We start from the raw sequence: 25,798 nt of genomic DNA on the forward strand, positions 1-25,798 counted from the left end.
ACCCTAGGCCGAGCGGTCGAACGGTGATGCACAGGTGGTCCTCCTCAAGCGGGAGATGCTGAATGAACAGGCTCAACGCGACGAAGGACTTCTGGCTGGCGGCGCTGCGCGCCGACGGACCGGCGCTGCAGGACGCCGTCGCCGAAACCGGCCCCGAGGTCGTGGTTCCCGGCTGTCCGGATTGGACGACCGGCGACCTCACCGCACATCTGATCGGGTTGCTGCGCTGGATCCGCGAGACGGTGCCCCGCGGGGTCACCACGCGCCCGGAGCCCCGCGGCGACGACCCGGTGCTGGCCTGGGACGAGGCCAGGGACGCCCTGCGCCGCGAGCTGACCGGCGCGATCGAGACCCTTGACGCCCTGGACGCCGAGCACCCGGCCTGGAACTGGGCACCCCAGCCGAAGAAAGCCGGGTTCTGGCACCGCCGGATCGCCCACGAGGTCTCGGTGCACCGCTGGGACGCCGAGTCGGCCGCCGGGCGGGCCACCCCGATCGAGACCAAGCTGGCCGCCGACGGGGTCAACGAGGTGCTCGACACCTGGCTGCCGGCCGGGCGCCGCAAGGGCCCGACCGATCTGCACGGCGTGGTGCACCTGATCGCCACCGATGCGAGCTACGAGTGGTTCGTGCGTTCGCGCGGTGCGGGCATCGCGCTGCTGGACACCGGCACGATCCTCGACACCGACGACCACCACCCGCGCGCTGAGGTCAGCGGCACGGCCAGCGAGCTGCTGCTCGCTCTGATGCGCCGCACCGAAGTGGACAAACTACCCATCGTGGGCGATCCCCGCCTGGTCACCGCCCTGCAGACCGGCTAGCCCGGCCCCTCTTGGAGCCTTCGGACCGTACCCGGATAGCCGTATGCTTGACCGGTTAAGTTGAGCGGCCCCGGACCCCGGTCGCGGCGGCCAACACGCAGGGAGCGGTGACGCATGACGGCAACCGTCGAGGTGGAGAGCAGCGACGAGCCACAAGCATCGGGGCTCCAGTTCCCCCCGGGCTTCGTCTGGGGGGCGGCCACCGCGTCGTACCAGATCGAGGGCGCGGCGAACGAGGACGGTCGCGGCCCGTCCATCTGGGACACGTTCAGCCGGACGCCGGGCCGGGTGTTCGCCGGGCACACCGGGGACGTGGCGTGCGACCACTACCACCGGTACGTCGACGACGTGGCGCTGATGGCGGGGCTGGGGCTGGGGGCGTACCGGTTCACCGTCGCCTGGCCGCGCATCCAGCCCGACGGCACCGGCCCGGTCAATGTCCGGGGCCTGGACTTCTACGACCGGCTCACCGACGAGCTGATCGGCAAGGGCATCGACCCGGTCGTCACGCTGTACCACTGGGACCTGCCGCAGACCCTGCAGGACCGGGGCGGCTGGACCAACCGGGAGACCGCCGAGGCCTTCGCCGAGTACGCCCAGATCGTCTACGCGCGCCTCGGTGACCGGGTGAAGACGTGGACCACGCTCAACGAGCCGTGGTGCTCGGCCTACCTGGGCTACGGCAACGGCGTGCACGCCCCCGGCATCCAGGACCCGGCCCAGGCCTTCCAAGCCGTGCACCACCTGCTGCTCGGGCATGGCTTGGCGGCACAGGCGCTGCGCTCGGCCGGCGCGCAGACGCTCAGCATCACGCTGAACCCGACGGCGGTGGCCCCGCTCGACCCGGGCAACCCGGCCGACGTGGCGGCGGCCCGCATCGTCGACGGGGTCGGCAACCGGGTCTTCCTGGAACCGCTGTTCCGCGGGGCGTACCCGCAGGACGTTCTCGAGATCATGGGCCGCTTCACCGACCTGTCGCACATCCGCGACGGCGACGAGGCGATCATCAACGCCCCGATCGACGTGCTGGGCATCAACTACTACACGCCCACGTACGTCTCGGCGCAGCCCGGCCAGCCCGCCGCCCTGGACACCCCGGGCAGCGAGGGCATCGCGTTCCGCAAGCCGGTCGGCCCGGTCACCGACATCGGCTGGCAGATCGAGCCGGGAGCGCTGACCCGGCTGCTCAACCGCATCCACGACGACTACGGCGTGCCGATGATGATCACCGAGAACGGCGCCGCGTACCTGACGGGTCCCTCGGCCGGCACCGGCGAGGTCGAGGACCTCGAGCGGGTCGATTATTTCGACTCGCACCTGCGCGCGTGCTTGGATGCCATTTCGCACGGCGTGGACCTTCGGGGATACTTCGCGTGGTCGTTGCTGGACAACTTCGAATGGGCCGAGGGCTACCGGATGCGGTTCGGGCTGGTGCACGTGGACTACACCACGCAACAGCGCCTGCCCAAGCGCAGCGCCAAGTGGTATTCCGAGGTCATCGCGCGCAACGGTCTCGAAGGCACCGGAACGGCGGGGTGAGCTGATGGTGACGCGGGAGCGGCCGACGCTTGAGGCGGTGGCCCGGCGAGCCGGGGTGTCGCGCGCGACCGTCTCCCGCGTGGTCAACGGCTCGACGACGGTGGCCGCCACCATCCGCGACGCGGTGCACCGGGCGGTCGAGGAACTGGGTTACGTACCCAACCAGGCCGCTCGCAGCCTGGTCACCCAGCGCACCGAGTCGATCGCGTTGATCCTGCCGGAGACCGCCAGCCGGGTGTTCTCCGACGACCTGTTCTTCCCCGCCGTGATCCGCGGGGTGAGCATCGAGCTCGAGGCGGCCAACAAGCAGCTCGTGCTGATGATGGCGGGCTCGGCGGCCAGCCACGACCGGGTCGAGCGCTACGCGATGGCCGGGCACGTGGACGGCGTCATGTTCGCCTCGATGCACGGCGCCGATCCGCTGCCCGGGGCGCTGGCCCGGCTGGGCATCCCGGTGGTGTGCAGCGGGCGCCCGATGACGCCGGCCGAGCTGCCGGTGCCCTACGTGGACGTCGACCATTTCGGCGGGGTGGCTGCGGCCGTACGCCACCTGGTCGCGCTGGGCCGGCGCCGGATCGCCACCATCGCCGGGCCACAGGACATGGTGGCCGGCATCGACCGGCTGGCCGGTTACCGGACCACGCTGCGCCAGGCCGGGCTGGCCGAGCACGTCACGGTCGGCGACTTCACCCGGGAGTCCGGCATCCAGGCGATGCGCCGGTTGCTGAGCGAGCAACCCGAGCTGGACGCGGTGTTCGTGGCCTCGGACATGATGGCCCACGGCGCGTTGCAGGCGCTCAAGGAGTCCGGCCGGCACATCCCCGGCGACGTCGCCGTGATCGGCTTCGACGACGTGGAGATCAGCCGGCTCAGCGATCCCCCGCTGAGCACGGTCCGCCAGCCCATCGTGGACATGGGCCGCACGATGGCCCGCCAGGTCCTCGGTCTGGTGGCCGAGGAGCCCGACGTGCCGACCTCCGTCGTGCTGCCGACCGAGCTGGTGGTCAGAGCGACGGCGTAGTCGTCACGCCGGTGGGCAGCCCGAGCACCTTGCGGGACAGCAGCGCGGCACCGGCCACCGCGGCCGGCATCAGCAGCACCGCGCCGAGCGGGATCAGGAAGCACACGAACACCGCCACGCCGTAGCCCAGCGCCAGCGGACGGCGCTCGCGCAGGTGCACCCGGCGGTCCCTGAGCCGCTTGCCGCGCTTCTCGAACGGCACACCGGTCAGCTCCAGCGCGAGCAGCCAGCCACCGACCGCGCCACCGATCACCGGCACCACGGTCTGGCCCACCACCGGAATGAACCCGGCCGCGAACAGCGGGATGCCAACCACCACGGACAGCGCGATCAGCCGCACCGAGTCGGTCAGGCTGCGGCGCAGCGACTGCCACAGCGGCACCTCGACCTCGTCCGGTACGCCGCCGTAGCGTCGCTCGACCAACCCGGAGATCTTCTCGTAGAACGGGTCACCGATCAGCAGCGTGACAGCGGTGAAGGTGAGCACCCCGAGCAGCCCGGCCAGCCCCAGCACGGCCCCGCCGGCGATCAGCCGCAGCAGGTCGCGCCACACCGTGGACCAGTCATCGGCGAACCAGGTGACCGCTGCGGCCACGTCGCCGATGAAGGTGATCAGGGTGATCAGCGCGGCGGTGTAGAGGGCACCGGCGATCAGCGCGGGCAGCAGTCCCAGCCCGAGCAGCCGCGGCGAACGCAGCACGAGCCCGAGGCCGCGGCCCAGCAGGCCGGCGCCGGTGAAGAAGTCACGCGTGGTGCTGCCCAGCCGAGATTCGCTCACGGCTCGTCAGATTAGTGCTTGCCGACCAGTCCGCCGAGGCCGGTAGGCGCCGAGGTGCTCGAAGCCGATGGGCTGGGGGCCGCGCCGGCGGGGGTGTCGTCGGCCTGAGTGGGCGTGGCGACCGGCGGCACGGCGGTGCTCGGCGCGGGCGAGACCGTGGGCGGTGTCGAGGGTGCCGCCGAGGAGGGTTTGCGGCGGGTCCGCGGGCTGGGAGGCACGCGTTCGATCACCGCAACCTCCTTGGTGGAGGACCGGGAGATGACCGGGGCGGTGCCGGTGGCCGAGGTGGCGGCCGGAACGGGAGCCGAGCCGATGCCGTCGGCGCCTCCGGGGGCCATGGTCACGACCGCAGCGGGCTGGTCCTGGGTGCCCAGGGTCCAGCCGAGCGAGACGGCGAACGGCAGCCCGAGGGCCACGATGCCGAGGAATACCGATTTGGGGGTGAGCCGCACGACAGGAACACCGCTCGATGCCTGCCAAAGGTTACGGCGTATTCAGGAACGTGGAGATTCGGTCCCGCAACTCTCGCCGGTTCGTCCACAGCACCGCGGGCCGGTCGTACACGTGCAGTTGCGCCTGCGGTAGCAGACCGGCCACCCGCTCGGCCCAGGCCGCCGGGTGCAGATCATCACCCAGGCAACCCAGAACAAGAGCCTTCCCCGGGTACGACCGCAGCGCCGCCAAGTCAGCAACAGCGGGAGCGCGCCACAACGTCTCCAGTTCCGGGGCCAGCCCGTCGCGCTGCAGTTGCTCGACCCGGTGCCGCAGGTAGCTCCACCCGGTCGGGGTGTCGCGGACCGACGGCGGGAGTTCGGGCTCGACCGCTTCGGCCACCTCGGCAGCCTCGCCCGACTCGATCGCGGTGAGCAGCCTGGTGAGACGCTCCTCGGCCGCCCGGGGCCGCACCCCGTCCAGCGGCGCCGGAAGGTAGAGCACGATCCGCTCGAACCGGCCGGGATCCCCGGCGATGAGCCGGCACAGCGCACCCGCGCCCATGCTGACCCCGACCGCCCGGGTGGCACCGGCGTGCTCGGCCACCGCGTGCAGGTCACCGGCCAGGTCAGCGAAGCTCCACGGCCCTGGGGGCGCCGACGAGCGGCCGTGCCCGCGGAAATGGAAGAACACCCGGCGGCCGGTGACGGCGCTGCCGAGGGGACGGGTGCCGGAGATGTCGCCGGCCAGCCCGTGGGCGAACACGGTGACCGGGTCGCCGGTGCCGGAGACGAGCTGCTCGATCCGTACGCCGGAGGCGGTTTCCAGCAGGTGGGTCACCGGCGCCGGGAGCGTGGGCCGGCCGGTCCGCGGGGCGGTGGGGCCGGGCCCGGGAGTGCGAGGACCGCCGTCCGGGGGCGCCGGGCGGCGGAACCTCACCAGAAGCCCTTGCCGTCCGAGAGGTCGCGCAGACCGGGCCGGACGTCGAGCAGGTAGATCAGGGCCGCGGCCACGCCGATGAGGCTGAAGATGCCGGTGCCGCCGCCCCGGCCGAGCAGGGTGAGCAGCACGCAGACGGCCAGAATGCCGAGCCAGGCGCCCTTGGGCAGCGTGCCGATCGCCTGGAAGCCATCACCGCGCTGGGTGACGCAGTGCACGAACGCCACGATCTGCACCACGATGGAACCGATGAGGACGAGCACGTCGAGGTAGAACTGCACATCTCTGAAGAACAGCGGCGCGCTGGAGACCATGGCAACGAGTCTATGCCGCGGGCCCCGGCTTGCACCGAGGCCCGCGGATCATCACTTGCCGGCGGGGCGCGTAACGCGCTTGCGGGGCTTGGCCGCTGCGGCGACAGCCTCGGGAGTGGCGGCCTCGACGGCCTTGGGCTCCTCGGTGGCGACCATGTCGGCGTTCACCACGTCGGCGGCCTCGACCACACCGGTGCCGACCACGCGCTCGCCGCGGGCCACCAGCGAGGTGTAGACGGCCGCCGCGCGCTCCTGCGCCACCTGCGCGAAGGCAACCGCGCTGGTGGCGGCGGTGTCGCGCAGCTTGCCGAAGTCGGTGGCGCCAGCGGTCTCGCGCAGCGAGCCCGCGGTGGTGCTGGCGGTGTCGTTCGCGGTCTTGAGCGACGCGACGGCACGGTCGCTGAGCTGGCTCACCACGGCGGGCAGCTTGCGCAGCTCCTGCCAGGCGAGGTCACCGGCGCCGGCCGCGGCGTAGAGCGGCGCGGGGATGCGGGTCTTGGTCTGCTCGGTCATGACTTCTCCTCGGGCTCGGTGGTCTGGGCGGGGCGCGGAGCGGGAGCTGCGCCACCTTCCACGACAGCGACGTCTTGCATGGCGTCGCGCAGGGCCTCGTCCTCATCCGGGACGCCCTCCTGCGAGACTTCGGCGGCCGTGGTGCCGGCGCCGGGGGCCTCGCTCGCTTGCCGGGCGTTCTCGTTGCGGAACGTCTCGTAGATCTGGGTGAGCGACTGCTTCTGCGCGATCGTCAGCTCGGGATCGACCGCAATGGCCGCCAGCACACCCTGCGCGCCCTCGCCGTCGAGCAGGCCGGCGCGCAGATACATCGCGGGCGTCGACACCCGCAGCGCGCTGGCCAGTTGCTGCAGCACCTCGGCGCTGGGCTTGCGCAGGCCCCGCTCGACCTGGCTGAGATAGGGGTTGCTGACACCCGCCTTGTCGGCGAGCTGACGCAGCGAGATCTTTGCGGTCTGCCGCAGGTCACGGATGAACGATCCGATGTCCTGCGGGAGGTCCTTGCCGGTGGCCATGTCCCGAAGGTAGCCGGAGAGCGCTAGCTCTTGCAAGCATTTCGCTAGCAAGAGTTAGCGTGAAGCCGGTCACCACACCGAGCGAACTTCTCCCACCCGGACGCCGCCACCGAGCACCGGCACTACGGCCAGCTCGTCCAGCACGGCCGCCTCGACGCCGAGTTTGCGCAGGCCGGAGACGAGCACCGGCATCCGGGCCCGCATCGCGCCATCGGCGATCTTGAGGGCTACCGCGCCCACCCCGGGGATGGCCACCGCGACGACACCCTCAGCTCCGCCCTTGGCCAGCAGGCCGGGCACGCCGCGCATCAGCACGGTGTCCTCGGCGCCCGTGCCGGCCACCAGCTCCGGGTCGGCGCGCATGGTGTCGGCCACCAGCCGCTCGTACGAGGGAGGCGGCCCAGCCACCAGCCGCTGGAAGCCGCGGGCCAGGGCGGTCAGCGAGAACGCGAACACCGGCGCCCCGCAGCCGTCGATGCCGGTCACGGCGATCGGCTCACCGACCAGTTCCTCGACCGTCTCGGCGATGGCCAGTTGCAGCGGGTGCTTGGCGTCCCGGTAGTCATCGAGCGGCCAGCCCGCCTGCACACAGGTGGCGAGCATGCCGGCGTGCTTGCCGGAGCAGTTCATCAGGATGCGCGACGGGCCACCGCCCTCGCGCAGGATCAGGTCGCGCTCGCTGTCCAGCAGCGGCAACGACTCCACGCAGCGCAGCACGTCCTCGGTCAGCCCGGCGGTGTCCAGGATCCGGCGGACGCGTTCCACGTGGAACCGCTCGCCGTAGTGGCTTCCGCTGATCAGGGCCAGGTCGGCCGGCTCCCCGGTACGAAGCCCGCTGCGCAGCATCCCGACCGTCTGCAACGGCTTGTTGGCCGAGCGCGGGAACACCGGCCCGGTCACGTCGCCGGCCTCGGCCACCACCGCACCGGCGGCATCCAGCACCACCACGGAGCCCTCGTGCACGCACTCGGTGAACCCCGAGCGCACCACCTCGGCCAGGATCATCGGACCGGCACTCCCAGCAGCTCGCGGGCCTCGGCGGTGGTCAGCGGCGGGCGCTGGGCGAGCTGGGCGAACCCGACAGCCCGGGCCACCAGCTGCATGTTCGACTCCACCGCGCGACCCTTGGCGTACGTCAACGTGTCCTCCATGCCGACCCGCAGATGCCCACCAGCGGCCAGCGAGGCCAGCATGACCGGCAGGGTGCTGCGCCCGATGCCGGTGGCCGAGAACGTGGTCCCGGCCGGCAGGTCCCGGATCACCCGGTGACAGGCGACCAGGGCGTCAGCGGTGCCCGGCATGCCGCCCGGCACCCCCATCACCAGGTCGACGTGGACGTGCCCGCCGTACGGCAGCCCGTGCTTGGCCAGCAGCATCTGCAGCGTGGTCAGCTGGCCGAGGTCGAAGATCTCGTACTCGGGAACGATGCCGCGCTCCTGCATCCGGGTGTGCAGGTCGACGATGAACTCCCAGCGGTTGAGGAACACCCCGTCGCCGAAGTTGACAGTGCCCATCGTGCAGGACGCCATCTCCGGACCGGCGTCGAGCACCGCCAGCCGGTCGGCCTCCGGGTCGGTGACCGCGCCGCCCGAGGAGAGCTGCACGATCAGGCCGGTGGATTGGCGCAGGGCGGCCACGGTGTCGCGCAGCCGGCCCTGGTCGAGGGTCGGCTCGGCCCGGTCGTCGCGGATGTGGACGTGCACGATGGCGGCGCCGAGCGCCTCGCACTCCTTGGCGGTGGCCACGAGCTCGTCCAGGGTCACAGGCAGCGCCGGTACGGCCGCCTTGCTGCTCTCCGCGCCGGTGGGCGCGACAGTGATCAGGGTCCCGGTCATAACCGAGATCCTGCCACGGCGAGCCCTCTAACCGGCGTCGATGGCCGCGGCCGACTCGCCGGCCGTGAGCCGGGCGTCGGCGGCGACGTTGCGCTTGAGCACCGCGAGCGCGATCATGCCGAGCTCGTGGTGGCGTACGGCCGTACCGATGAAACCGACCTCGCGCCCGTCGAGCGTGACCGGCGTCCCCTGGGCCGGCGGCTGGTCGGTCGCCACCCCGTCGAGGTGCAGCAGCTCCAACCGGCGCGGCGGACGGCCGAGGTGATGCACCCGGGCAACCGTCTCCTGACCGCGGTAGCAACCCTTGTCGAGGTGCACGGCCGGGGCCAGGAACTCCGCCTCGGCCGGAATGGTCCGGTGATCGGTCTCCCAGCCCAGCCGGGGAACCTTGTGCGCCACCCGGATCGCCTCGTACGCCCACAGCCCGGCGCGCGGCACCCCGGCCAGCACCTCCATGGCGTGGTCCCGGTGGATCAGCAGGTCCACCCCGAGCGGCACCCGCCGGGCCAGCCCGCCCTCGAAGGCCTTGACGTCGTAGCGGGCGGTCGGCTCGCTGGGCACCGAACCGGCGGCGAACTTGGGCCCCGGCACGTCAAAGATGCGCGGCTCGGCCAGCTCCACCCCGAGCAGCTTCGCGGCGGTCGCTGCGGCTTCGGGTCCGACCAGCGAGAACACCCCGATCTCGGCGGTGGCGGCACGGGGCTCGACGCGGGTGAAGAACCGCATCATCTCCAGGTATTTGAGCAGGCCGGCCCCGGCGCCGGGCTCGGTGTCCAGCCACGCCGTGGTGCCGTCCTCGGTCACCAGCGCGTGCTGCTCGACGTGCCCGTGCGGGGAGAGCACGAGCAGCTCCGAGCCCTGTCCGGCGCGCAGGTCGCTGAGGTGCTGGGTGGTCAGCGTGTGCAGCCAGCTTGCCCGCTCGTCGCCCGGCACCGCGATGACCTCGCGGTTGGACCGGTCGACCAGGCCCACTGCGGTGTCCAGCACGCGCTGCTCGCGCATCGGGTCGCCGTAGTGAGCGGCGACCCCGGTGTCGGCCGACTGCGGCTCGAGGTCCTCGATGAGAACGGTGGTCATCAGTGCTCCTTGCAGTCGCCGCAGACGCCGAAAAGCGACACGTGGCCGACGTCGACCCGGAAGTTGCGCTCGGCTCGCAGCCTGTCGGTCACCGGCAGCATGATGGCCGGGTCGACCTCGTCGATCGCCCCGCAGTCCCGGCAGACGAGGTGGACGTGCTGGTCGTGGCCCGCTGCGTGATAGGTCGGCGAGCCGTGCGACAGGTGGGTGTGGCTGACCAGACCTAGCTCCTCGAGCAGCTCGAGGGTGCGGTAGACCGTGGTGATGTTGACACCCGCCGCGCGCTCGCGCACGGAGTGATGGATCTGCTCGGGGGTCGCGTGGCCGAGGTCGTGGACCGCCTCCAGGATCAGCTGGCGCTGCGGGGTCAATCGCAGGCCGCGCTCCCGGAGCATCTCGGCAAGGGCTGAGGCGGACACGGTACGAGCATAGTTCGCGCAACGGTAGCCTCCGCTATGCGAGTTATCCTGGGCACAGGTGAGTTGAGCGTCACCGATCGCGGCCTGCTGTACGGCGAGGGCGTGTTCGAGACCCTGCACGTACGCCCGGACGGTCCCTGGCTGCTCGACCGGCACCTCGAACGCCTGGCCGGCTCAGCGGCCCTGCTCGGCATCCCGGTCCCGGAGAACGTGGCGGAGCTGGCGGCCGGAGTCACCCACGAGGACGGCGCGCTACGGCTGGTGGTCACGCCGTCCACCGCGTTCGCCACGCTCGCTGCGGTGCCGGAGAGCATCCGCGCCGAGCGGAGCACCGGGATCCGGCTGCTCACCCATGACCTCGGGGTGACCCGGCGTCCGCCCTGGTCGCTGGCGGGGGCGAAGACTCTGTCGTACGCCGAGAACCTGGCGGCCAAGCGGTGGGCTCAGCAGCAGGGTGCCGATGACCTGCTGTGGCTGACCAGCGACGGGTTCGCCCTGGAGGGTCCGACGTCAAGCCTGGTCTGGCTGGAAGGCGACACCTTGTTCACGGTCCCGCCGGAGCGGGCCGGGATCCTGGCTGGAACGACGGTGGCGCAGCTGATGTGCTGTGCGGGCGCGCTCGGGTTACGTACCGGGGAAAAGATGATCCCGGTCGGGGAGCTGGACCGGGCCGGCGCGATCTGGCTCGCCAGTTCCTTGCGCGGCCTGGCCGAGGCTCGGACCTTGGACGGAAAGCAGCGCGCGGCGTCACCCTGGACGCCGCGCCTGCTCGAACTTCTCGGGTTCAGCCGCCGACGCGGATGAGCCGGGCCGACAGGTGCGGGCGCAGCTTGTCGCCACCGGCCGACATCTCGTGGGCGTAGAGCAGCGCGCCCTCGACGATGCCGAACAACCGGTGACCGCCGGTGACCGCGAGGCCCGTGGCGGTGTGCCCGGCCCCGGCCGTCGCCATCTCCAGCCGGGTGCCCTGCGCCTCGCCCTCGTAGATCTCGATGACGCCGTCCTGCGTGGTCAGCGTCGCCTCCATCTCGTCGGTGGGGCGGCCGTCGGCGTTGAGCACCGGGCGCCAGAAGCCGGCCTCACGATCGCCCATGCCCAGCGGCTTCGAGTCGTCGTCCAGCAGCCAGATCCGCGACTCGTAGGCCAGGAACGGCCGGCCGTCGTGGCTGATCCGGATCTCCTGGGCGAAGTTGTAGTCCTCGTCCGACGGGAAGCCACCCTGACCGCGCCCGCGCCACAGCCCGATGAACGGCAGCAGGCCCAGCAGCGCCGGGTGCAGGTCCGGACCCGACCGCAGATCGTGCGTGTCCTCGTACGGATACGGCTCGACCGGCGGAGCGTTCAGCCAGGGCGGCGGACCCAGTGGGCTTTCGGTCTCAGAACTCACCAGCGTCCCCTTGCAATGCGCATCGCCAGATAACCCAACCCGCCGGCCAGCGCGCCGATCCCGGCGACCAGCAGGCTCACGTACCCGATCTCAGTAACCATGACCGGCCCATCCTATGCTCACCGGCATGCCTCGCCTTCTCGTCGTCAAGGTCACCGCCGGCACGGACGCCCCGGAGCGCTGCTCGCAGGCGTTCACCGTGGCCGGCACCGCCGCCACGGCCGGGGTCGGGGTCTCGTTCTGGCTGACCGGCGAGTCGGCCTGGTTCGCGGTGCCCGGACGCGCCGCCGAGTTCGAGTTGCCGCACGCCGCACCGCTGCCCGACCTGCTCGACTTGCTGCTGGCCAGCGGCACGGTGACGCTGTGCACGCAGTGCGCGGCCCGGCGCGGGATCGGCCCCGAGGACGTGCTGCCCGGCATCCGGATCGCGGGCGCCGCCGTCTTCGTCGAAGAGATCATGTCCGACGGCGCCCAAGCACTCGTTTACTAGCCAGGAACAATCCGCCACTTCTGGTTGGCGAGGTTGAGGTCCGCCCACTGGGTGACGACCGCGCCGTCCGCGGTGGACTGCCCGGACACCTCCAGCAGCTTGCCGCTGTGCCGCGCGACCACCTTGAACACCCCCGGCCCGGCCCACGCCAGCCGCCACTGCTGGTTGGCGCCGCCGAGATAGTCCCACTGGGTCACCCGTGCGCCGTCGGTGGTTGCCGCGCCGCTGACGTCCACGCTCTTGCCGGTCAGGTTGCTGAGAATCCGGAAGTAGCCGGCGCCGGCGTCCTCGAAGCGCCACACGTGGTCGGCGGTGCCGGTCGGCGGCCACTGGGTGAGCTGCGCGCCGTTGGCCTGCGACATGTCCTGGATGGCGAGCACCTTGCCGGTGTGGGTGACCTGCAGCTTCACCGTGCCGTCGGGGATCAGGCGCCAGTTGTGGTCGGCGGTGCCGTTGTCGGCGTACTGCTTGATGTTCGCCGAGTCGGCCGTGGACATGCCGTCGACCGCGAGCACCTTGCCGGAGTTCTTGTTGCGGATGCGGGCGTACCCGTTGCCGTTGTCCAGCACCTGCCACAGGTGATCGGCGGTGCCGTTGTCAGTGAACTGGACGACCTGCGCCTCGTCGGCCACCGACATCCGGTCCACACCGAGCACCTTGCCGGAGTTGACGTTGCGCAGCCGCACATAACCGTCGCCGTTGTCGACGACCTGCCACAGATGGTCGGCAGTGCCGCTGTCGGCGAACTGCACCACCCGGGCGCTGTCGGACAACGACATCTGGTCGACGCCCAGCACCTTGCCGCTGTGCTGGTTCTGGAGGCGGAACGCCACGCCCAGCGGCACCCACGGCCGGCCCGCGCCGATCACCGGGAACGAGGTGATCCGCAGCCGCGCCGCCCCCATCGGGATCAGGGTCACAGTCTCGGCCGGCTCGCTGGAGGGCGTCGGGCTGTCCTGCAACGGCGTGACGATCTGATCAGAATCGGCCGTCCAGCCGGTGATCTTGCGGGCCAGGGTGGTGATTTTCACCGGTACGCCGGCCGGGGTGAACGGGTCCGCCGGGTTGCCCAGCCCGGTGGTCACCGCGAAGCTGGTCGCGCCGTCGAGGCCGTAGTTCCAAGCGGAACCTGGACGTACCTCCTGAGTTGGCCATTTGTCGGTGCCCCCGGTGCGGGACCAGTTCTCGGTGATCGCGAGCGAGAAGGTCAGGGCGCCGAAGTCGACGGACACCGAGCCGTGGTTGCCGGTCCAGGTCCGGGTCCGCGCACGCATCGGCAGCTTGAGGACGATCCGGTCACCGTTGGTCCAGGTCCGGCTGATTTTCGCGTACGACGCCCCGCCCGCAATCGCCACCGCCGACCCGTTCACCGTGACACTCGGCTCGGCACACCAGCCCGGAACCCGCAGATACAGGGGGAACGTCGCCGCCGTCGCCGGGCTCACCGTGTACGTGATCGTGTCCCCGAACGGGTATGTCGTCTCGGCTGCGACGGTGACCGCCGTACCGGCCGCGACCTTGGCCGTGACCCGCGACGGGCCGTGCAGGTTCGCCACCAGGCCCCCGTCCGGCGAGGCCAGCCACATCTCCTCGACGTAGTAGGGCCAGCCCATGCCGTAGTTGTGCGGGCAGCACCGGTAGTTGTCGATGCCCAGCATGTACGCCTGCATCGCAAACCCGTTCTGGAACTGGCCCTGAGTGCCCGGCCGGTCCAGCAGCGCGACGCTGTTGGCACTGGTGATGTAGTGGATGCCGGTCTGTGCGTTGTCCAGCGCGGCGGGCAACGAGTTGAACGCGAGGTCCTCGACGCGATCGGCCCACACCGGGTCCCCGGTGATCCGGGCCAGCATCTCGTGGCTGGCCATGAACTCGACGATGCCGCAGGTCTCGAAGCCCTGCCGCGGGTCACCGAAGCCCTCGCGGGCGTTCTCGTCACCGGCGAAACCACCGCCGGGGAACTGCCCGTACCGGGTCATGATCGTCGCGTAGTCCTGATAGCTGGCCTGCCGGTGCGCCGGGTCGCCGGACAGCACCGAGTAGACGGCCGGCTCCCTGAACCCCTGCGCCAGGTTCACGTTGTGCGGCGACGGCAGGTTGTTCAGATAGTTCGCCGAGTTGGCGTGGATCTTGCGGGCCAGGTCGAGCAGGAACGCATCCCCGGTCCGGTTGTACGTCCAGAACACCACTTCGAGGGTGTCCGCCCACCGGAAGCTGCCCCAGCTCTGCGAGAACACGCTGGTCGCCTGGGCGTTGACGTAGGTGAAGAAGCGGGTCAGGAACGGCACGATCCGGGTGTCGCCGGTGAACTCCTGGTAGCTGCGGATGGCGTGCAGCATCGGCATGTGCGGCCACAGGTCGGGGCCGTTGTTCAAACTCGTGCGCAGCGCCTGCGGACCGAAGTAGCCGTCGGCCGCCTGGGTGGCGAGCACGCCGTTGATCCAGCGCTGCGTCTCGGCGATCACGCGGGCGTCGCCGGTGACGTAGCCCAGGCTGCTGAACCCCTTCAGCCAGTACGGCACCTCTTCCCAGCCGCCGAGGTTCGGCTTGATCCACCCGGTGTTCGGGTAGTCCAGGAAGTGCGAGATCTCGGTCATCCGGCCGTTGATGCCGTCGAGCTGGTGGGTGAGCTGGGTGGCGAGCCAGCCGGTGGCCCTGGTCGAGCCCGGCGGGAGGCGGAGGAAGGCATCGGGGTGCAGGGGCGCTCGGTTGCCTGTCAGGGTGGTTGCCGCCGACGCCGGCTCACTGATTCCAACGGCCGCGACTGCGCTGGCGGTGGCTGTTGTGGCAAGAAAGGTGCGACGCTCCACGGCGGCCTCCAAGTGCGCAACAACGTGCGCTCATGATGGATCCTGTGCGAATCCGTTTGTTACGGAAGCGTAAAACACCAATTGAGCGCCGTAAATAGGTTGCCTCCCGTCACCTCAGCGGCAGCCGACCGTGCCGCTGATCCGCGCCGACCCATCGTTTTCGGTCACCACCAGCGACACCTCGCCGACCCGATAGCCCCACTCGTGCGCGTCGGCCCGGATCACCACCGCGCCCCCGGTGACGCCGCCCAACTCCCAGCCGAGATCCTGAGAAACCTTCGCGCCCTCGACCAGAAACGTCCGGGCGGTCTTCCCGTTCGGGCACGCCGCCTCGTTGACCGTGTACTTCGGTTGCACATCAAGCGCTTTGAGCACGTCAAGGAACGCCGGTGGCGCAGTGCCGGTCCCGGCCGCCGGGCTGGCGTCGATGCTCGCATCGCGGGGGCGGCACCCGGTGGACACCTGCACGGTAAAGGCGGTGGCGCTGCCCGCGGCCGACGCGTCCACCCCCACGAAGTTCCCTGCGTCGGCGTGCAGAGCGAACCTGGTGCTGGCCTCGTTGTGGCGCACCTCGGCGCGGTAGTCCGCGGGCAAGCCGGCAGCCACCGAATCCAGCGCCCCGGGCACCTGGTCATCGCGCACCCGTACGGTTACGTCGCGCAGCGCCTCAACGCCCGGCCGCACCGGCGTGATCGAGCAGCCCCGATCAACGGTCAGCGCGCCGATCTCCACGGTCCGATCCGGCGCGTCGGCGGCCTGCACCACGACCCCGGTAACGAGCCCGACCAGCGGCAATGCGTCGGCGATGGTGCGCTGCTCGGCCACGGTCGGCGGATCATTGCGTACGGCCCAGATCGCGCCCCCGGCCAGCAGCACCCCCCAAGCCGCGACAGTCGCGACAAGCCAGGGACGCCACTTGCGCTTCGGCTCCGGCGGCAGGTGCCACGGCCCCGGTTGCGGTCCGGCTTGTCCGGGCCCGGCCGACGGCAGCGCAGGCTCGGCTGGCGATGGTTGCGCAGGTGGGTCGGCGGGCGAGGTCACGCCCGCCATGCTCGCACGACACCGCTCGCAGCCACCCACAGGTCCAACGCCCTGTGGACCACCCGCGATCAAGGCGATCTGACATCTTCCTAACGTCCGCTGACCAGGCTGACGCGGTGAAATACACACCGAGAAGGAAAACCCTGTTCGTGGCCGCTGTCGCCTTGGCCGCGCTTACCGCGTGCGGGTCTGAAGCGGATCAGCCCACCAAGTCCGACGCGCAGGTAGCCACCCTCACCAGCGCCGGCCCGCCCCCGGCCCCGTCGAAGGCCGCCAAGGAACGGCCCCGCGAACGCCTCGACACCACGTCGGAGGAGTTCCTTGCGTTGCTTGAGCCGTACAACAAGTGCATTGTCGAGAACGGCGGCGCCTCCAAGGAGCAGGCCGCGAAGGGTGCGGGGGCGGCGAGGCCGGCGTCGAAGAAGGAGCAGGCCAAGTTCGACGCCGCCAACCGGATCTGTGAGCCGCAGTACTACCCGCTGCCGCCCTGGGAGAAAGATCCGGCGAACCCGGAGGCCAAGGACTTCGCCCGGGACGTGGTGAGGTGCCTGAAGGACAAGGGCGTCGAGTACGTCGAAGTAGCCGAGGACGGGCTGAGCTATGCCTTCGGCGGTGACAACAACGACGCCAAGTCGATCAGCAAAGGCCTGGACCTGGCGCCGGACTGCGAGCGCGAAGTCGCCGCCAAGAAGTAAGTAACGCGGCGGCCGCAGCGAGAAGCTCCGGCCGCCGCCTTCACACTGTCGCCAGCGCCTGAGTGGGGGTCAGACGGCTCGCCCGTACGCAGGGATAGACGCCGGCCAGCACCCCGATGATCACGGCACCGCCCACCCCGGCTACCGCGGATTCCAGCGGGATGACCAGCGGCCACTCCTGCCAGGCCGCGTACCCGACGGTGGCGAGCGAGCCCAGCGTCGTGCCAGCCAGGCCACCGATCGTCGCGAGCACCACCGACTCGGTGAGGAACTGGCCCCGGATCTGCCCGCGGGTGGCTCCGAGTGCCCGGCGCAGACCGATCTCCGACCGGCGTTCCAGCACCGAGACGACCATCGTGTTGGCCACTCCGATCCCGCCGACGACCAGCGCCACCGCGGCCAACGCCAGGAACAGCACCGAGAAGCTGCTTTCGGTGGCACGTTTGGCGGCCAGCGCGTCCGACGGCCGGGTGACCACGACCTGACCGGGCCGCTCCGGCGAGATCGTGGTGGCCAGCACATCCCGTACGGCCTCAAGGTGAGGTTCGTCAGCCTGCACGTAGAGAACCGTGGGATGGCCGTCGAACTTGAGCACGGACTTCGCCGCGTCCCAGCCGACCAGCACCGAGCGGTCGACGTCCGGCGACAGCGGGGTCGTTTCCAGGATGCCGATCACGCTGAACTTCTGCTCGCCGATGACGACGAGCGGTGCGGGCAGACCGGTGATCCCGAGGCGGGACGCGGCTACCGAGCCGAGCACCACGGCCGGGAACCCCTGAGTTGCCTCGTCCAGCCACTTCCCGTGCTGGATCCGGGCGTTGATGACCGGCAGCAGATCGAGACGGCTGGCCAGCACGGTCAGGCCACTGCCGTCGTTGCGATCGGTGCGGTCGTTTCGCCGTACGATGGCATGGGTGTTGGCGACCGCGCTCGCCGCCGTCACCGGGCCGATGCGCTTGACCATTCCCACTGCCGACTCCGGCAGTTGCGCCGGCGGGTCCTGGTCCGGCAGCGCCGCCGCCTGCAGCGTGTTGGTGCCCAACGCGGTGAGCTCGCTGAGAAGCGCGGCCTGGCTGGACGCCGGGATGCCGGTCACCACGATCATGGTGGCGATGCCGATCGAAATACCCAGCGCCGACAGTGCCGCCCGGCCCGGACGTGTGCGCAGGCCGATCAATCCCAGGCCGAAGAGGTCACGCGGGCTCAATTCCCTGCCCCCAGGGAGTCACGGACCAGGCGGCCGTCGCGGATCTCGATCTGGCGGGGCAGCGAGGCGGCGATGTCCCGGTCGTGGGTGATCAGGGCGATGGTGGTGCCGTCGGCGTTGAGGCGGCGCAGCAGCGTGAGGACGGCCTGGCCGGTGGCGGTGTCCAGGGCGCCGGTGGGCTCGTCGGCCAGCACCAGCGACGGGCGGTTGACCAGGGCACGGGCGATGGCGACCCGCTGCCGTTCGCCGCCGGAGAGCTGCTGCGGCCGGTGCCAGGCCCGATGGGTGAGGCCGACGCGGGCCAGGGCCTGCAAAGCGAGCTGCTTACGCTGCTTGCGGGGTACTCCGGCATAGAGCAGGCCGGTCGCGACATTTTCGGCAGCGCTCAGCCCGTCGGTGAGGTGGAATTGCTGGAACACAAAGCCGATCTCCCGGGCGCGCAGCCGGGACAGACGGCGGTCGGACAGCTTTGCGACATCCTGCCCTGAGATCAGCACCGTGCCCGAGGTCGGACGGTCCAGCGTGCCGATGATGTTGAGCAGCGTCGACTTGCCCGAGCCGGACGGGCCGACGATCGCGACCAGCTCGCCGGCCATGACGTGCAGGCTGACCCCGGCCAGCGCGGTCACGCCGCCCGGATACACCATGCCGGCGTCGCGAACGGCAAGCACGGCGGCGGTCACGAGGACACCACCAGATCCGTGCCCTCGTCGAGACCGTCGCCCCTGATCTCGACCCAGCCATCGGCGAACATCCCGGTCTGCACTGCCACCAGACCGGACGGCGCCTGCACCGCATACCCGCCCTCGGCCAGCGCGACCAGGGCCTCGATCGGCGCGGCGAGCACATCCTTGGCGCTTCGCCCGGGGAAGTCGACCCGGACGTCGGCGGAGTCCAGCTCGGCGAGCTTTTTCGGATCGTCGACGATCACCGACACCGCCATCTTGGGAGCGCTGGTTCCTTCCTCGGTGGCGACGATCCGGCTGACGGAAGTGACGCGGGCTTTTGCCGTACCGTCGTCGGGCAGGGTCACGGTGACGCGGTCGCCCATCTTGATCGTTGCGGCGTCGGCGGGCTCGGCGTCCACGGTGATGACCTTGCGGGTCGAGGTGACCGACATGAGCGGCCCGTTGGCAGGCGCGCCGGGCTGCACGGACACCGCGTCGATCCGGACCGCACCGCTGAGCACCTCGATGTCGCCGACCGCGATCTGCCCGTTCGCCGGTCGGCCGAGGTTGGTCTGCCAGCGTTTGATCGCCGCGATCAAATCCTTGGTGAGCACGGCCTCGCCGTCCTTCTGGCCCTTGACCCACGGCTGCGTGCCGGTCCGGTAGCCGAGCGCGCGCAGGTTCTCCAGCACGATCCGCACGTCCCGGCCGAGCAGGTTCTCGCCGGTGATCGTCCGATAGAGCGGCATGCTGCCGTAGAACAGGCTCACTGGCTTGTCGTCGGCTCGGAACAGCTGTTTGCCACGCTTGATCGTGGCGCCGGCTGACGGCAGCCAGGTCACCGTCGCCTCGCTGTGGCCGGCCAGCGGATGGGCAGCGCCGTAGCCGAGGCTGCCGGATATCGACTTGGTGGTGGACAGGTCGCGGCGCTCGATCTTCGCGGTTGCCACCTCGACCGCCTCGACCGGCTTCGGCTTGGCGGCCGCACGGTGCCGGGTCACCAGCACCACGCCACCGGCCACCGCCGCGCCGGCCAGCACAACGGCGAGCAGCCAGCCCACGACCCGGCGCCGCCGGCGGGGCGGTTCGGGAACCAGCGGGAGGACTTCGGTCAGGGCGTCGTGTTGCATGCCGATGAGCGTCACGCGAGATCGTTAGGAAGATGTCAGGTAACGCAGAATGACTCCGTCGTACGCGCACAGCGGTCCTATCATCGCCGCCATGGGTGCTCAGGTGCTGGTGGCGGACGACGACCCGCGGCAGGCGGAGGTTGTACGCCGCTACCTGATCGCCGAGGGGCACGAGGCGGTCGTGGTGCACGACGGGCGCACGGCGCTCGACCAGGCTCGGCGGCTGCGGCCCGACCTGGTGGTGCTCGACGTGATGATGCCCGGCCTGGACGGTCTGCAGGTGTGCCGCACGCTGCGCCAGGAGTCCGACGTGCTGGTGCTGATGCTGACCGCCCGCACCACCGAGGAGGACCTGCTGCTCGGGCTGGATCTGGGCGCGGATGACTATCTGACCAAGCCGTTCAGCCCGCGCGAGCTGATGGCCCGGGTACGTACCCTGCTGCGCCGAGCCTCCCGGGGCACCCCGGCCGCCCCCTCGGCACTGCGCCGGATCGGCCGGATCGGCGTCGACCCGGTCGGCCATCGGGTGAGCGTGGACGGCGCGTTCATCGAGTGCACCCGCGGCGAGTTCGCCATCCTCGCGGCCATGGCCGAGCAGCCCGACCGGGTCTTCACCCGCGCGCAGTTGCTGCATCACACCCGCGGCATCGACCGCAGTTCGACCGAGCGCACCATCGACGTCCATGTGGTGAACCTGCGCCGCAAGGTGGAGGTCGACCCGCAGCGGCCGGCCCAGCTGATCACGGTCTACGGGGTCGGCTACAAGCTGGCCGCCGGCACATGACCCGCAATCGCGTACCGCTGCGGCACAGCCTCATCACCCGGCTGCTGGCCACGTCGGTGCTGATCGCGATCGCGGCGATCGGTGCGACCGCCTGGCTGGCCGCGCGCACCGCCACCCGCGCGATCAGCCAGGAGCAGGGTCAATCGCTGACCGACGACAAGGGCGTTTACGACATGCTCGTCGGTTACGCGGCCACCCACCCCGACTGGTCCGGGGCGCCGGCGCTGATCCAGGAGCGGGCCGCCAAGCTGGGCCGGCGGATCACGCTGATGACCGAGGACCGGCTCGTGCTCGCCGACACCGACGCGACAGGTCCCTCGCTGCGCACCGCCCGGCCGTCCGCCACGATCGACCCGCTCAACCTCGACCTCGGGCTCACCGGCGGCACCGACCGGATCGACAGCCGGGCGGCCGGGCCGTTTTTCGTACCCGTGAACCAGCGCGCCTCGCTGCGCAAGGCCGCCGAAGTTGAGCTGGTCTGCCTGCGCAAACTGGGACTTGACGGGAAGATCGAGACCCTGCCGACCGGACGCTTCTCCGTCACCGTAACCACCCCCGATCCCAGCGACGAAGCGCTGGACTGCCGCACCAGCGCGTTCGAGCGCACCCCTGCCGAGGAGAAGACGCTGGAAAAACTCGGTCGGATGGCAGCCTCCTGCCTCAACCTGGAGGACAACCTTGTCCTGCAGATCGCACCGGACCTCAGTTTCTTTGTGGCGAAGAACCAATCCCCGCTCCCCGACACTGTGCAGGCGTATCAGCGAGGTGTGTACTCACCGAGCAATGCCGAGGGAACGGCCCGCGTCCGCAGTTGCATCGAAAAATCCCGGAAAACGATGCTGCAGCCGTACGTCGCCCCGGCCGCCCTGCTGTTCGTGACCGACCCCGGCACCGGCTCGGATCAGACCCGCTTCACGCTGTCGCGGGCCAACACCGTGCGGATCGTGTCGGTGACGGGTGCCGTCCTGCTCGCCACGATCGTCGTCACCGTGCTGGCCGGTCGCCGGCTCGTCCGCCCGTTGCGTGCCCTCACGGAGGCTGCCGACCAGCAGGCGCCCGCCGCGGTGTCCACCCATGACGAGATCGGCCGGCTGGCCCGCGCGCTCAATGACTCGACCGAGCGCCGCGACCAGGCCGAGGCGCAACGCCGGGCCATGGTCAGCGACGTGGCCCACGAGCTGCGGACACCGCTGTCAAACATCCGCAGCTGGCTGGAAGCCGCCCAGGACGACCTCGCGCCCACCGATGCCCAACTGCTGACGCTGCTGCACGAGGAGGCCGTGCTGCTGCAGCACATCATCGACGACCTGAGCGACCTAGCCGCCGCCGATGCGGGCACGCTGCGCATCCACCCCGAGCCGATCTACCTGTACGACGTGCTGACCCACGTGGTGGAGAGCCACCGCAGCACCGCGCTGGCCGCCGGGGTGCGCCTGACCATGGCGATCGACGGTGACCCGGTGCTGCCGGCCGACACGGTCCGGCTGCGCCAGCTCGTCGGCAACCTGGTGTCCAACGCGATCCGCTACACCCCGGCCGGCGGTTCGGTCACCGTGGGTGCCGACGCGACATCGATCTGGGTACGCGACACCGGCGTCGGCATCGCGGCGGAACACCTGCCCAAGCTGTTCGACCGCTTCTGGCGCGCCGACGAATCCCGCAGCCGGGCCACCGGGGGCAGCGGTCTCGGGCTGGCCATCGCCCGCAAGATCGCCGAGGCTCACGGCGCCACGATCGACGTGGTCAGCGAGCCGGGCCGGGGCACGGACTTCACCGTCCGGTTTCCGTCCCCGCACGCACAAGGCGGGACCCCCTGATCGGGGATCCCGCCTCAACAGAGCGTGGGTCAGGCGGCAACGACGCTCAGGCCGACCTCGTTGACGCCGCGGTTGGCGTCGACGGTGAGGTCGCCGTTGCCGTGGCGCGACAGGGCCCGCAGCGTCCAGGAACCGGGCGCGGCGAAGAACCGGAAAACGCCCTCGGGCGAGGTGACCACCTCGGCGGTGAACTCGCCGGTGGCGTCGAGCAGGCGGACGTACGCGCCGCCCACCGCCTCACCCTCGGCGTTCTTCACGATGCCGGTGATCACCGTTTCCTTCTGCAGGTCGACGCCGGCGGGGAGGGGCGCCGACTGGTCCGGAGCGGCGCAGCCGTCCGCAATGTTCGAAGGGGTGGTCATCGGGTCACGCCTTTCCGGGCTCGTCGCCCAGCGCGATCGGCACGCCGATGAGCGAGCCGTACTCGGTCCAGGAACCGTCGTAGTTCTTCACGTTCTCCTGGCCGAGCAGTTCCTTGAGCACGAACCAGGTGTGCGAGGAACGCTCGCCGATGCGGCAGTAGGCGATGGTGTCTTTGCTGCCGTCCAGACCGGCGTCGCCGTAGACCTTGGCGAGGTCCTCGTCGGACTTGAACGTGCCGTCCTCGTTTGCCGCCTTGCTCCACGGCACGCTGATCGCGGTGGGGATGTGACCGCCACGCTGCGACTGCTCCTGCGGCAGGTGCGCCGGGGCGAGCAGACGACCGGCGAACTCGTCGGGGCTGCGCACGTCGACCAGGTTCTTCACACCGATGGCCTCGACCACCTCGTCGCGGAAGGCGCGGATCGACAGGTCGGGGGCCTTGGCCTGGTATTGGGTGGCGGGGCGCTGCACGGCGTCCTTGCTGTACGGGCGCGCGTCGAGCTCCCACTTCTTGCGGCCGCCGTCGATCAGCTTGACCTGCTCGTGGCCGTAGAGCTTGAAGTACCAGTACGCGTAGGCGGCGAACCAGTTGTTGTTGCCGCCGTACAGGATGACGGTGTCGTCGTTGCCGATGCCCCGCTCGGACAGCAGCTTGGAGAACTGTTCCTGGTTGACGAAGTCCCGGCGTACCGGGTCCTGCAGGTCGGTCTTCCAGTCGAGCTTGATGGCACCCGGGATGTGCCCACCGTCGTACGCGGTGGTGTCCTCGTCGACCTCGACGAACACAATGCCCGGGGTTCCCAGGTTCTTCTCGGCCCAGTCGGCAGAGACGAGTGCGGTATCGCGACTCATCGGATTGCTCCCTTGTCAGGTGAGGAATGGTGAGCCGGCGCGCGGATCTATCAAAAAGAGGTCGCACGCGCGCCAACCCGGAATACGGATCACGCTTTGCGTACGGCGCCACTGCCGGGCGAAGAAATGCCGGATGGCCCCGTCAGATGACGGGGCGACACAGGCAGGCGGCCACACGGCACAGGTCGACCGCGCGCCTCTTGGTGAGCAACAGGCTCATGGGAAGCGACCCTACCAGCGGTTCCAGAGCCCGGAACACCGCCGACCAGCATCCGGGATGGAGTCGGACGTCACAGCCCGCCGGAATTCAGTGGCACATTGTTCGCACCGGCGGTGACAACCAGGCCTTCCGGGCGCGGCTCGACCTTCTGCACCTTGAGGTTGAGCGGCAGCGCCGGGACGTCCAAGTTGTAGGACAGTTGTTTCACGTAGTTGTCCACGAGGTTGCGGACCAGCGGGATGTCCGGCAGCCCGGCCGCTGTCACGTCGGCGAAGCGCACCTGCACCACGCCGTCCTTGACCTCCAGCGTCGCGGTCCCGCTGACGTTGAAGGTCTGCCCGAGCGCCTGCACCGGGGCGGCACCGACCAGCTTGCCGTCCTTCTCGCTGACGGTCAGCCCGTCCTGACCGATCAACCCGGCCAGATCCGCGTACGTGATGGCGCCCGTGCCGGTCACCGTGCCCGCGGTGATCTCGCCGGTGCCGCTGCGCAGCGTGTCCAGCGGCGCGTCAACGTCCTTGGCCCGGATGTCGAGCTGCGCCATCTTGATCGTCTGGTTGTTGCCGGCCGGGGCGGAGAAGTTGTCCAGCAGGATTTTGATTTCCTGGTAGTTCCCCTTGACGACCTGGGTCAGGAACGGCACACCCTCGACCGACACGTCCGGCTCGTTGGCATGCGCCTGCTGCCGGGTCAACTGCTCGGACACCCGGTCGCCGATGGTCTGCTCGGCGTACGAGGCGGCGAACCGGTCGGCCACCACGAGCCCTGCGGCCAGCAGGACGAGCAGCACCAGGAGCACGATGAGCCCCCGCCGGCCCCGGCGTTTGCGCGGCTTGGCCGTTCCGTACACGTCAGCCACCAGGACTCCTCATCGTGCCGCTGCGGGGGTTGGCGACTCTATATGCCCAATGCCACGACTAAAGAAGCGTGACGGTCAGGATGTAGGTGATCGGCAGCGAGAGCGAGAACGCGCCCAGCGGACCCTGCATGTGCCGGGCGACCCAGAACGTCGGTGCCTCGCCGGCCATGCTTCGGCCCGCTTCGGAGTAGTTGACCGCGAGATCGACCAGCGAGGCGACACCGGCGGCCACGAAGCCCAGGATCGCGCCCTTGGCCGGGGTCAGCGGCAGCACCAGCACGCTGCCCAGCCCGGCGGCGGCCAGCGTGCCCAGCATCGCGCCCGCCACCACCCCGGTCGCGCCGCGCGGCACCTGGAGGGCGATCCGCGGCTTCGGCCAGATCGCATCGATCAGGTGCGCCAGCAGCACCGCGATGCCCACCGCGGTCAGCCCGACCAGCACCGCCTGGGTGCCGATCGGCTTGCGGGTCAGCACGAGCAGCAGGGCGAACGAGATCACCCCCAGCACCACCACGAACGTGCCGCCGAGCGCATCGCGTAGCTGCAGCCGGTCCTGCGCTCGGATGGTCTGGCCGATCAGGGCCAGCACGAAGGCGCCGGCGAGCACGTAGAGCAGCCGCACCACGCCGGCCGGCTCGGTGGTCACCGCGACGTAGTCGGCCACCGCCCCCGCGGCCACGCAGACCCCGGCGGTGATGCCCGCGGCGGGCGGCCGGATCGCCATGGTGAAGGCCAGGACATAGAGCGCCTGGACCCCGAAGATCACGATGGCGTACGGCCACCGCGCATCCGGGCCCGAGGTCTGCGCGCCCAGGATCAGCCCGGCTCCGAGCAGGGCGGCAAAGCCGGCGATGGCGATCGAGAGCTGGCGGCGTACCGGAACGAATCGAACTTCTTCCTCGAAGTCCTCCTCGTCCTCGCGGTCGTGTTCCTCCGAACGGTCACCGGCATGGAACCCGGCCGCGGACCGGCCCGGCGCGGATCGTGCGATCTCCCGGGAGACATCGTCGTCCCAGGCATCGCTGTCTCGCGGAGTGGTGGGGAACACGCCTGCGATGGTGCCAGACCCGGGCCGCAACGTCCGCATCGCGCTCCTGACCGGCCCGTGGCAGAGCGTTTACTGCGTCACTCCGTGTTCTTCAATGGGGTGGGTTGGCGAAGGCATCGGTTAAGGTATTCGCAGCCCACCCGTCGGTGACGCCGGGACGAGACCTCCGGATGCCCCGCATCTGCCGCTTGCCGGCACGTGCTGTGCAGACCGGGTCACCTGAGCGG

30 protein-coding genes are annotated in these 25,798 nt (G+C 70.4%); 8 read left to right on the forward strand and 22 right to left on the reverse strand.

Annotated features, from left to right (window positions below; translation table 11 throughout):
• The first annotated feature begins 62 nt into the window (after positions 1 to 62).
• The 3 genes from TFC3_RS30475 (at position 63) to TFC3_RS30485 (ending at position 3,381) form a co-directional block, all read left to right on the forward strand.
• On the forward strand, positions 63 to 821 hold the full coding sequence (locus TFC3_RS30475; RefSeq protein WP_067508907.1) for a maleylpyruvate isomerase family mycothiol-dependent enzyme: 759 nt from the start codon (positions 63 to 65) through the stop codon (positions 819 to 821).
• 114 nt (positions 822 to 935) lie between these two features.
• Entirely contained in the window at positions 936 to 2,360 is a 1,425-nt protein-coding gene (locus tag TFC3_RS30480; protein WP_067508909.1) for a GH1 family beta-glucosidase, read from the forward strand.
• Between the two features lie 4 nt (positions 2,361 to 2,364).
• A complete protein-coding gene (locus TFC3_RS30485; protein WP_067508911.1) occupies positions 2,365 to 3,381 on the forward strand; it encodes a LacI family DNA-binding transcriptional regulator in 1,017 nt (338 codons plus the stop codon).
• Here the strand turns inward: TFC3_RS30485 and TFC3_RS30490 are convergent.
• From TFC3_RS30490 to TFC3_RS30535, 10 genes are all read right to left on the reverse strand, one after another.
• Positions 3,365 to 4,159, reverse strand: coding sequence for an EI24 domain-containing protein (locus tag TFC3_RS30490; RefSeq protein WP_067508913.1), 795 nt, complete (start codon positions 4,157 to 4,159; stop codon positions 3,365 to 3,367). The two genes, TFC3_RS30485 and TFC3_RS30490, sit on opposite strands and share 17 nt — an antisense overlap.
• Positions 4,160 to 4,170: 11 nt before the next feature.
• Positions 4,171 to 4,611: a hypothetical protein gene (locus TFC3_RS30495; protein WP_067508916.1), complete on the reverse strand. Its 441-nt coding sequence runs from the start codon at positions 4,609 to 4,611 to the stop codon at positions 4,171 to 4,173.
• Positions 4,612 to 4,642: 31 nt separating this feature from the next.
• Positions 4,643 to 5,530 (reverse strand): alpha/beta fold hydrolase, encoded by an 888-nt coding sequence (locus TFC3_RS30500; protein WP_067508918.1) that lies wholly within the window; start codon positions 5,528 to 5,530, stop codon positions 4,643 to 4,645.
• Positions 5,527 to 5,844: a DUF2516 family protein gene (locus TFC3_RS30505; RefSeq protein ID WP_067508920.1), complete on the reverse strand. Its 318-nt coding sequence runs from the start codon at positions 5,842 to 5,844 to the stop codon at positions 5,527 to 5,529. The genes TFC3_RS30500 and TFC3_RS30505 overlap by 4 nt, the downstream gene beginning before the upstream one ends.
• A gap of 51 nt (positions 5,845 to 5,895) precedes the next feature.
• Positions 5,896 to 6,357, reverse strand: a complete 462-nt coding sequence (locus tag TFC3_RS30510) for a hypothetical protein (RefSeq protein ID WP_067508921.1) — start codon at positions 6,355 to 6,357, stop codon at positions 5,896 to 5,898.
• On the reverse strand, positions 6,354 to 6,872 hold the full coding sequence (locus TFC3_RS30515) for a helix-turn-helix domain-containing protein (RefSeq protein ID WP_067508923.1): 519 nt from the start codon (positions 6,870 to 6,872) through the stop codon (positions 6,354 to 6,356). The genes TFC3_RS30510 and TFC3_RS30515 overlap by 4 nt, the downstream gene beginning before the upstream one ends.
• 69 nt (positions 6,873 to 6,941) lie before the next feature.
• Positions 6,942 to 7,877: an asparaginase gene (locus TFC3_RS30520; protein WP_067508925.1), complete on the reverse strand. Its 936-nt coding sequence runs from the start codon at positions 7,875 to 7,877 to the stop codon at positions 6,942 to 6,944.
• Positions 7,874 to 8,707, reverse strand: a complete 834-nt coding sequence (locus tag TFC3_RS30525) for a 3-keto-5-aminohexanoate cleavage protein (protein ID WP_067508927.1) — start codon at positions 8,705 to 8,707, stop codon at positions 7,874 to 7,876. Before TFC3_RS30525 ends, TFC3_RS30520 begins: the two co-directional genes overlap by 4 nt.
• Before the next feature lie 27 nt (positions 8,708 to 8,734).
• Positions 8,735 to 9,784 (reverse strand): folate-binding protein YgfZ, encoded by a 1,050-nt coding sequence (locus TFC3_RS30530; RefSeq protein ID WP_067508930.1) that lies wholly within the window; start codon positions 9,782 to 9,784, stop codon positions 8,735 to 8,737.
• On the reverse strand, positions 9,784 to 10,203 hold the full coding sequence (locus TFC3_RS30535; RefSeq protein ID WP_067508932.1) for a Fur family transcriptional regulator: 420 nt from the start codon (positions 10,201 to 10,203) through the stop codon (positions 9,784 to 9,786). Before TFC3_RS30535 ends, TFC3_RS30530 begins: the two co-directional genes overlap by 1 nt.
• Before the next feature lie 63 nt (positions 10,204 to 10,266).
• Between TFC3_RS30535 and TFC3_RS30540 the strand changes: the two genes are divergently transcribed.
• A complete protein-coding gene (locus TFC3_RS30540) occupies positions 10,267 to 11,007 on the forward strand; it encodes an aminotransferase class IV (protein ID WP_236718551.1) in 741 nt (246 codons plus the stop codon).
• Here TFC3_RS30540 and TFC3_RS30545 read toward each other — a convergent pair.
• Entirely contained in the window at positions 10,988 to 11,590 is a 603-nt protein-coding gene (locus TFC3_RS30545) for an FABP family protein (RefSeq protein ID WP_067508934.1), read from the reverse strand. The two genes, TFC3_RS30540 and TFC3_RS30545, sit on opposite strands and share 20 nt — an antisense overlap.
• Positions 11,587 to 11,691, reverse strand: a complete 105-nt coding sequence (gene mtfM, locus TFC3_RS40245; RefSeq protein WP_304438988.1) for a small membrane protein MtfM — start codon at positions 11,689 to 11,691, stop codon at positions 11,587 to 11,589. Before mtfM ends, TFC3_RS30545 begins: the two co-directional genes overlap by 4 nt.
• 14 nt (positions 11,692 to 11,705) lie before the next feature.
• Here mtfM and TFC3_RS30550 point away from each other — a divergent pair, with 14 nt between their 5' ends.
• Positions 11,706 to 12,080 carry a DsrE family protein gene (locus tag TFC3_RS30550; protein WP_067508936.1) on the forward strand — a complete coding sequence of 125 codons (375 nt, stop codon included), beginning with the start codon at positions 11,706 to 11,708 and terminating at the stop codon, positions 12,078 to 12,080.
• Here the strand turns inward: TFC3_RS30550 and TFC3_RS30555 are convergent.
• Both TFC3_RS30555 and TFC3_RS30560 read right to left on the reverse strand, forming a co-directional pair.
• Positions 12,077 to 14,887, reverse strand: coding sequence for an RICIN domain-containing protein (locus TFC3_RS30555; protein WP_082772686.1), 2,811 nt, complete (start codon positions 14,885 to 14,887; stop codon positions 12,077 to 12,079). The genes TFC3_RS30550 and TFC3_RS30555 overlap by 4 nt on opposite strands.
• 114 nt (positions 14,888 to 15,001) lie before the next feature.
• Positions 15,002 to 15,928 carry a hypothetical protein gene (locus tag TFC3_RS30560; RefSeq protein WP_153040543.1) on the reverse strand — a complete coding sequence of 309 codons (927 nt, stop codon included), beginning with the start codon at positions 15,926 to 15,928 and terminating at the stop codon, positions 15,002 to 15,004.
• Between the two features lie 116 nt (positions 15,929 to 16,044).
• Between TFC3_RS30560 and TFC3_RS30565 the strand changes: the two genes are divergently transcribed.
• Positions 16,045 to 16,623 (forward strand): hypothetical protein, encoded by a 579-nt coding sequence (locus TFC3_RS30565; RefSeq protein WP_153040544.1) that lies wholly within the window; start codon positions 16,045 to 16,047, stop codon positions 16,621 to 16,623.
• A 40-nt stretch (positions 16,624 to 16,663) separates the two neighbouring features.
• On the opposite strand, the gene TFC3_RS30570 is transcribed toward TFC3_RS30565, so the two are convergent.
• The 3 genes from TFC3_RS30570 to TFC3_RS30580 are packed head-to-tail and all read right to left on the reverse strand — an operon-like array spanning position 16,664 to position 19,628.
• Positions 16,664 to 17,830 (reverse strand): ABC transporter permease, encoded by a 1,167-nt coding sequence (locus TFC3_RS30570; RefSeq protein WP_067508940.1) that lies wholly within the window; start codon positions 17,828 to 17,830, stop codon positions 16,664 to 16,666.
• Positions 17,827 to 18,477 carry an ABC transporter ATP-binding protein gene (locus tag TFC3_RS30575; RefSeq protein WP_153040607.1) on the reverse strand — a complete coding sequence of 217 codons (651 nt, stop codon included), beginning with the start codon at positions 18,475 to 18,477 and terminating at the stop codon, positions 17,827 to 17,829. Before TFC3_RS30575 ends, TFC3_RS30570 begins: the two co-directional genes overlap by 4 nt.
• Positions 18,478 to 18,509: 32 nt before the next feature.
• Complete coding sequence (locus tag TFC3_RS30580; RefSeq protein WP_153040545.1) at positions 18,510 to 19,628, reverse strand: hypothetical protein; 1,119 nt, start codon at positions 19,626 to 19,628, stop codon at positions 18,510 to 18,512.
• A gap of 91 nt (positions 19,629 to 19,719) precedes the next feature.
• Between TFC3_RS30580 and TFC3_RS30585 the strand changes: the two genes are divergently transcribed.
• A complete protein-coding gene (locus TFC3_RS30585) occupies positions 19,720 to 20,412 on the forward strand; it encodes a response regulator transcription factor (protein ID WP_067508943.1) in 693 nt (230 codons plus the stop codon).
• The gene (locus TFC3_RS30590) at positions 20,409 to 22,229 is read left to right on the forward strand and encodes a cell wall metabolism sensor histidine kinase WalK (RefSeq protein WP_067508945.1); all 1,821 of its coding nucleotides are present in this window, start codon (positions 20,409 to 20,411) and stop codon (positions 22,227 to 22,229) included. The genes TFC3_RS30585 and TFC3_RS30590 overlap by 4 nt, the downstream gene beginning before the upstream one ends.
• A gap of 29 nt (positions 22,230 to 22,258) precedes the next feature.
• Here TFC3_RS30590 and TFC3_RS30595 read toward each other — a convergent pair whose 3' ends face one another.
• The 5 genes from TFC3_RS30595 to TFC3_RS30610 form a co-directional block, all read right to left on the reverse strand.
• Positions 22,259 to 22,591, reverse strand: a complete 333-nt coding sequence (locus TFC3_RS30595; protein WP_067508947.1) for a DUF1416 domain-containing protein — start codon at positions 22,589 to 22,591, stop codon at positions 22,259 to 22,261.
• Between the two features lie 4 nt (positions 22,592 to 22,595).
• Positions 22,596 to 23,444: a sulfurtransferase gene (locus tag TFC3_RS30600; RefSeq protein ID WP_067508949.1), complete on the reverse strand. Its 849-nt coding sequence runs from the start codon at positions 23,442 to 23,444 to the stop codon at positions 22,596 to 22,598.
• A 142-nt stretch (positions 23,445 to 23,586) separates the two neighbouring features.
• Entirely contained in the window at positions 23,587 to 23,664 is a 78-nt protein-coding gene (locus TFC3_RS40575) for an Ms5788A family Cys-rich leader peptide (protein WP_311772860.1), read from the reverse strand.
• 70 nt (positions 23,665 to 23,734) lie between these two features.
• On the reverse strand, positions 23,735 to 24,523 hold the full coding sequence (locus tag TFC3_RS30605) for a DUF2993 domain-containing protein (protein ID WP_067508950.1): 789 nt from the start codon (positions 24,521 to 24,523) through the stop codon (positions 23,735 to 23,737).
• A gap of 58 nt (positions 24,524 to 24,581) precedes the next feature.
• The gene (locus TFC3_RS30610) at positions 24,582 to 25,571 is read right to left on the reverse strand and encodes a hypothetical protein (RefSeq protein WP_082772688.1); all 990 of its coding nucleotides are present in this window, start codon (positions 25,569 to 25,571) and stop codon (positions 24,582 to 24,584) included.
• Positions 25,572 to 25,798: the final 227 nt, after the last annotated feature.

The organism is Actinoplanes sp. TFC3, assembly GCF_001553785.1.
Lineage (GTDB): Bacteria > Actinomycetota > Actinomycetes > Mycobacteriales > Micromonosporaceae > Actinoplanes.

Coding starts and splice junctions, on each gene's coding strand:
- TFC3_RS30475 (WP_067508907.1), top strand. CDS start 63: ATGAACAGGCTCAACGCGACGAAGGACTTCTGGCTGGCGGCGCTGCGC.
- TFC3_RS30480 (WP_067508909.1), top strand. CDS start 936: ATGACGGCAACCGTCGAGGTGGAGAGCAGCGACGAGCCACAAGCATCG.
- TFC3_RS30485 (WP_067508911.1), top strand. CDS start 2,365: ATGGTGACGCGGGAGCGGCCGACGCTTGAGGCGGTGGCCCGGCGAGCC.
- TFC3_RS30505 (WP_067508920.1), bottom strand. CDS start 5,844: ATGGTCTCCAGCGCGCCGCTGTTCTTCAGAGATGTGCAGTTCTACCTC.
- TFC3_RS30510 (WP_067508921.1), bottom strand. CDS start 6,357: ATGACCGAGCAGACCAAGACCCGCATCCCCGCGCCGCTCTACGCCGCG.
- TFC3_RS30515 (WP_067508923.1), bottom strand. CDS start 6,872: ATGGCCACCGGCAAGGACCTCCCGCAGGACATCGGATCGTTCATCCGT.
- TFC3_RS30520 (WP_067508925.1), bottom strand. CDS start 7,877: ATGATCCTGGCCGAGGTGGTGCGCTCGGGGTTCACCGAGTGCGTGCAC.
- TFC3_RS30525 (WP_067508927.1), bottom strand. CDS start 8,707: ATGACCGGGACCCTGATCACTGTCGCGCCCACCGGCGCGGAGAGCAGC.
- TFC3_RS30530 (WP_067508930.1), bottom strand. CDS start 9,784: ATGACCACCGTTCTCATCGAGGACCTCGAGCCGCAGTCGGCCGACACC.
- mtfM (WP_304438988.1), bottom strand. CDS start 11,691: ATGGTTACTGAGATCGGGTACGTGAGCCTGCTGGTCGCCGGGATCGGC.
- TFC3_RS30550 (WP_067508936.1), top strand. CDS start 11,706: ATGCTCACCGGCATGCCTCGCCTTCTCGTCGTCAAGGTCACCGCCGGC.
- TFC3_RS30575 (WP_153040607.1), bottom strand. CDS start 18,477: ATGGTGTATCCGGGCGGCGTGACCGCGCTGGCCGGGGTCAGCCTGCAC.
- TFC3_RS30580 (WP_153040545.1), bottom strand. CDS start 19,628: ATGCAACACGACGCCCTGACCGAAGTCCTCCCGCTGGTTCCCGAACCG.
- TFC3_RS30585 (WP_067508943.1), top strand. CDS start 19,720: ATGGGTGCTCAGGTGCTGGTGGCGGACGACGACCCGCGGCAGGCGGAG.
- TFC3_RS30590 (WP_067508945.1), top strand. CDS start 20,409: ATGACCCGCAATCGCGTACCGCTGCGGCACAGCCTCATCACCCGGCTG.
- TFC3_RS30595 (WP_067508947.1), bottom strand. CDS start 22,591: ATGACCACCCCTTCGAACATTGCGGACGGCTGCGCCGCTCCGGACCAG.
- TFC3_RS30600 (WP_067508949.1), bottom strand. CDS start 23,444: ATGAGTCGCGATACCGCACTCGTCTCTGCCGACTGGGCCGAGAAGAAC.
- TFC3_RS40575 (WP_311772860.1), bottom strand. CDS start 23,664: ATGAGCCTGTTGCTCACCAAGAGGCGCGCGGTCGACCTGTGCCGTGTG.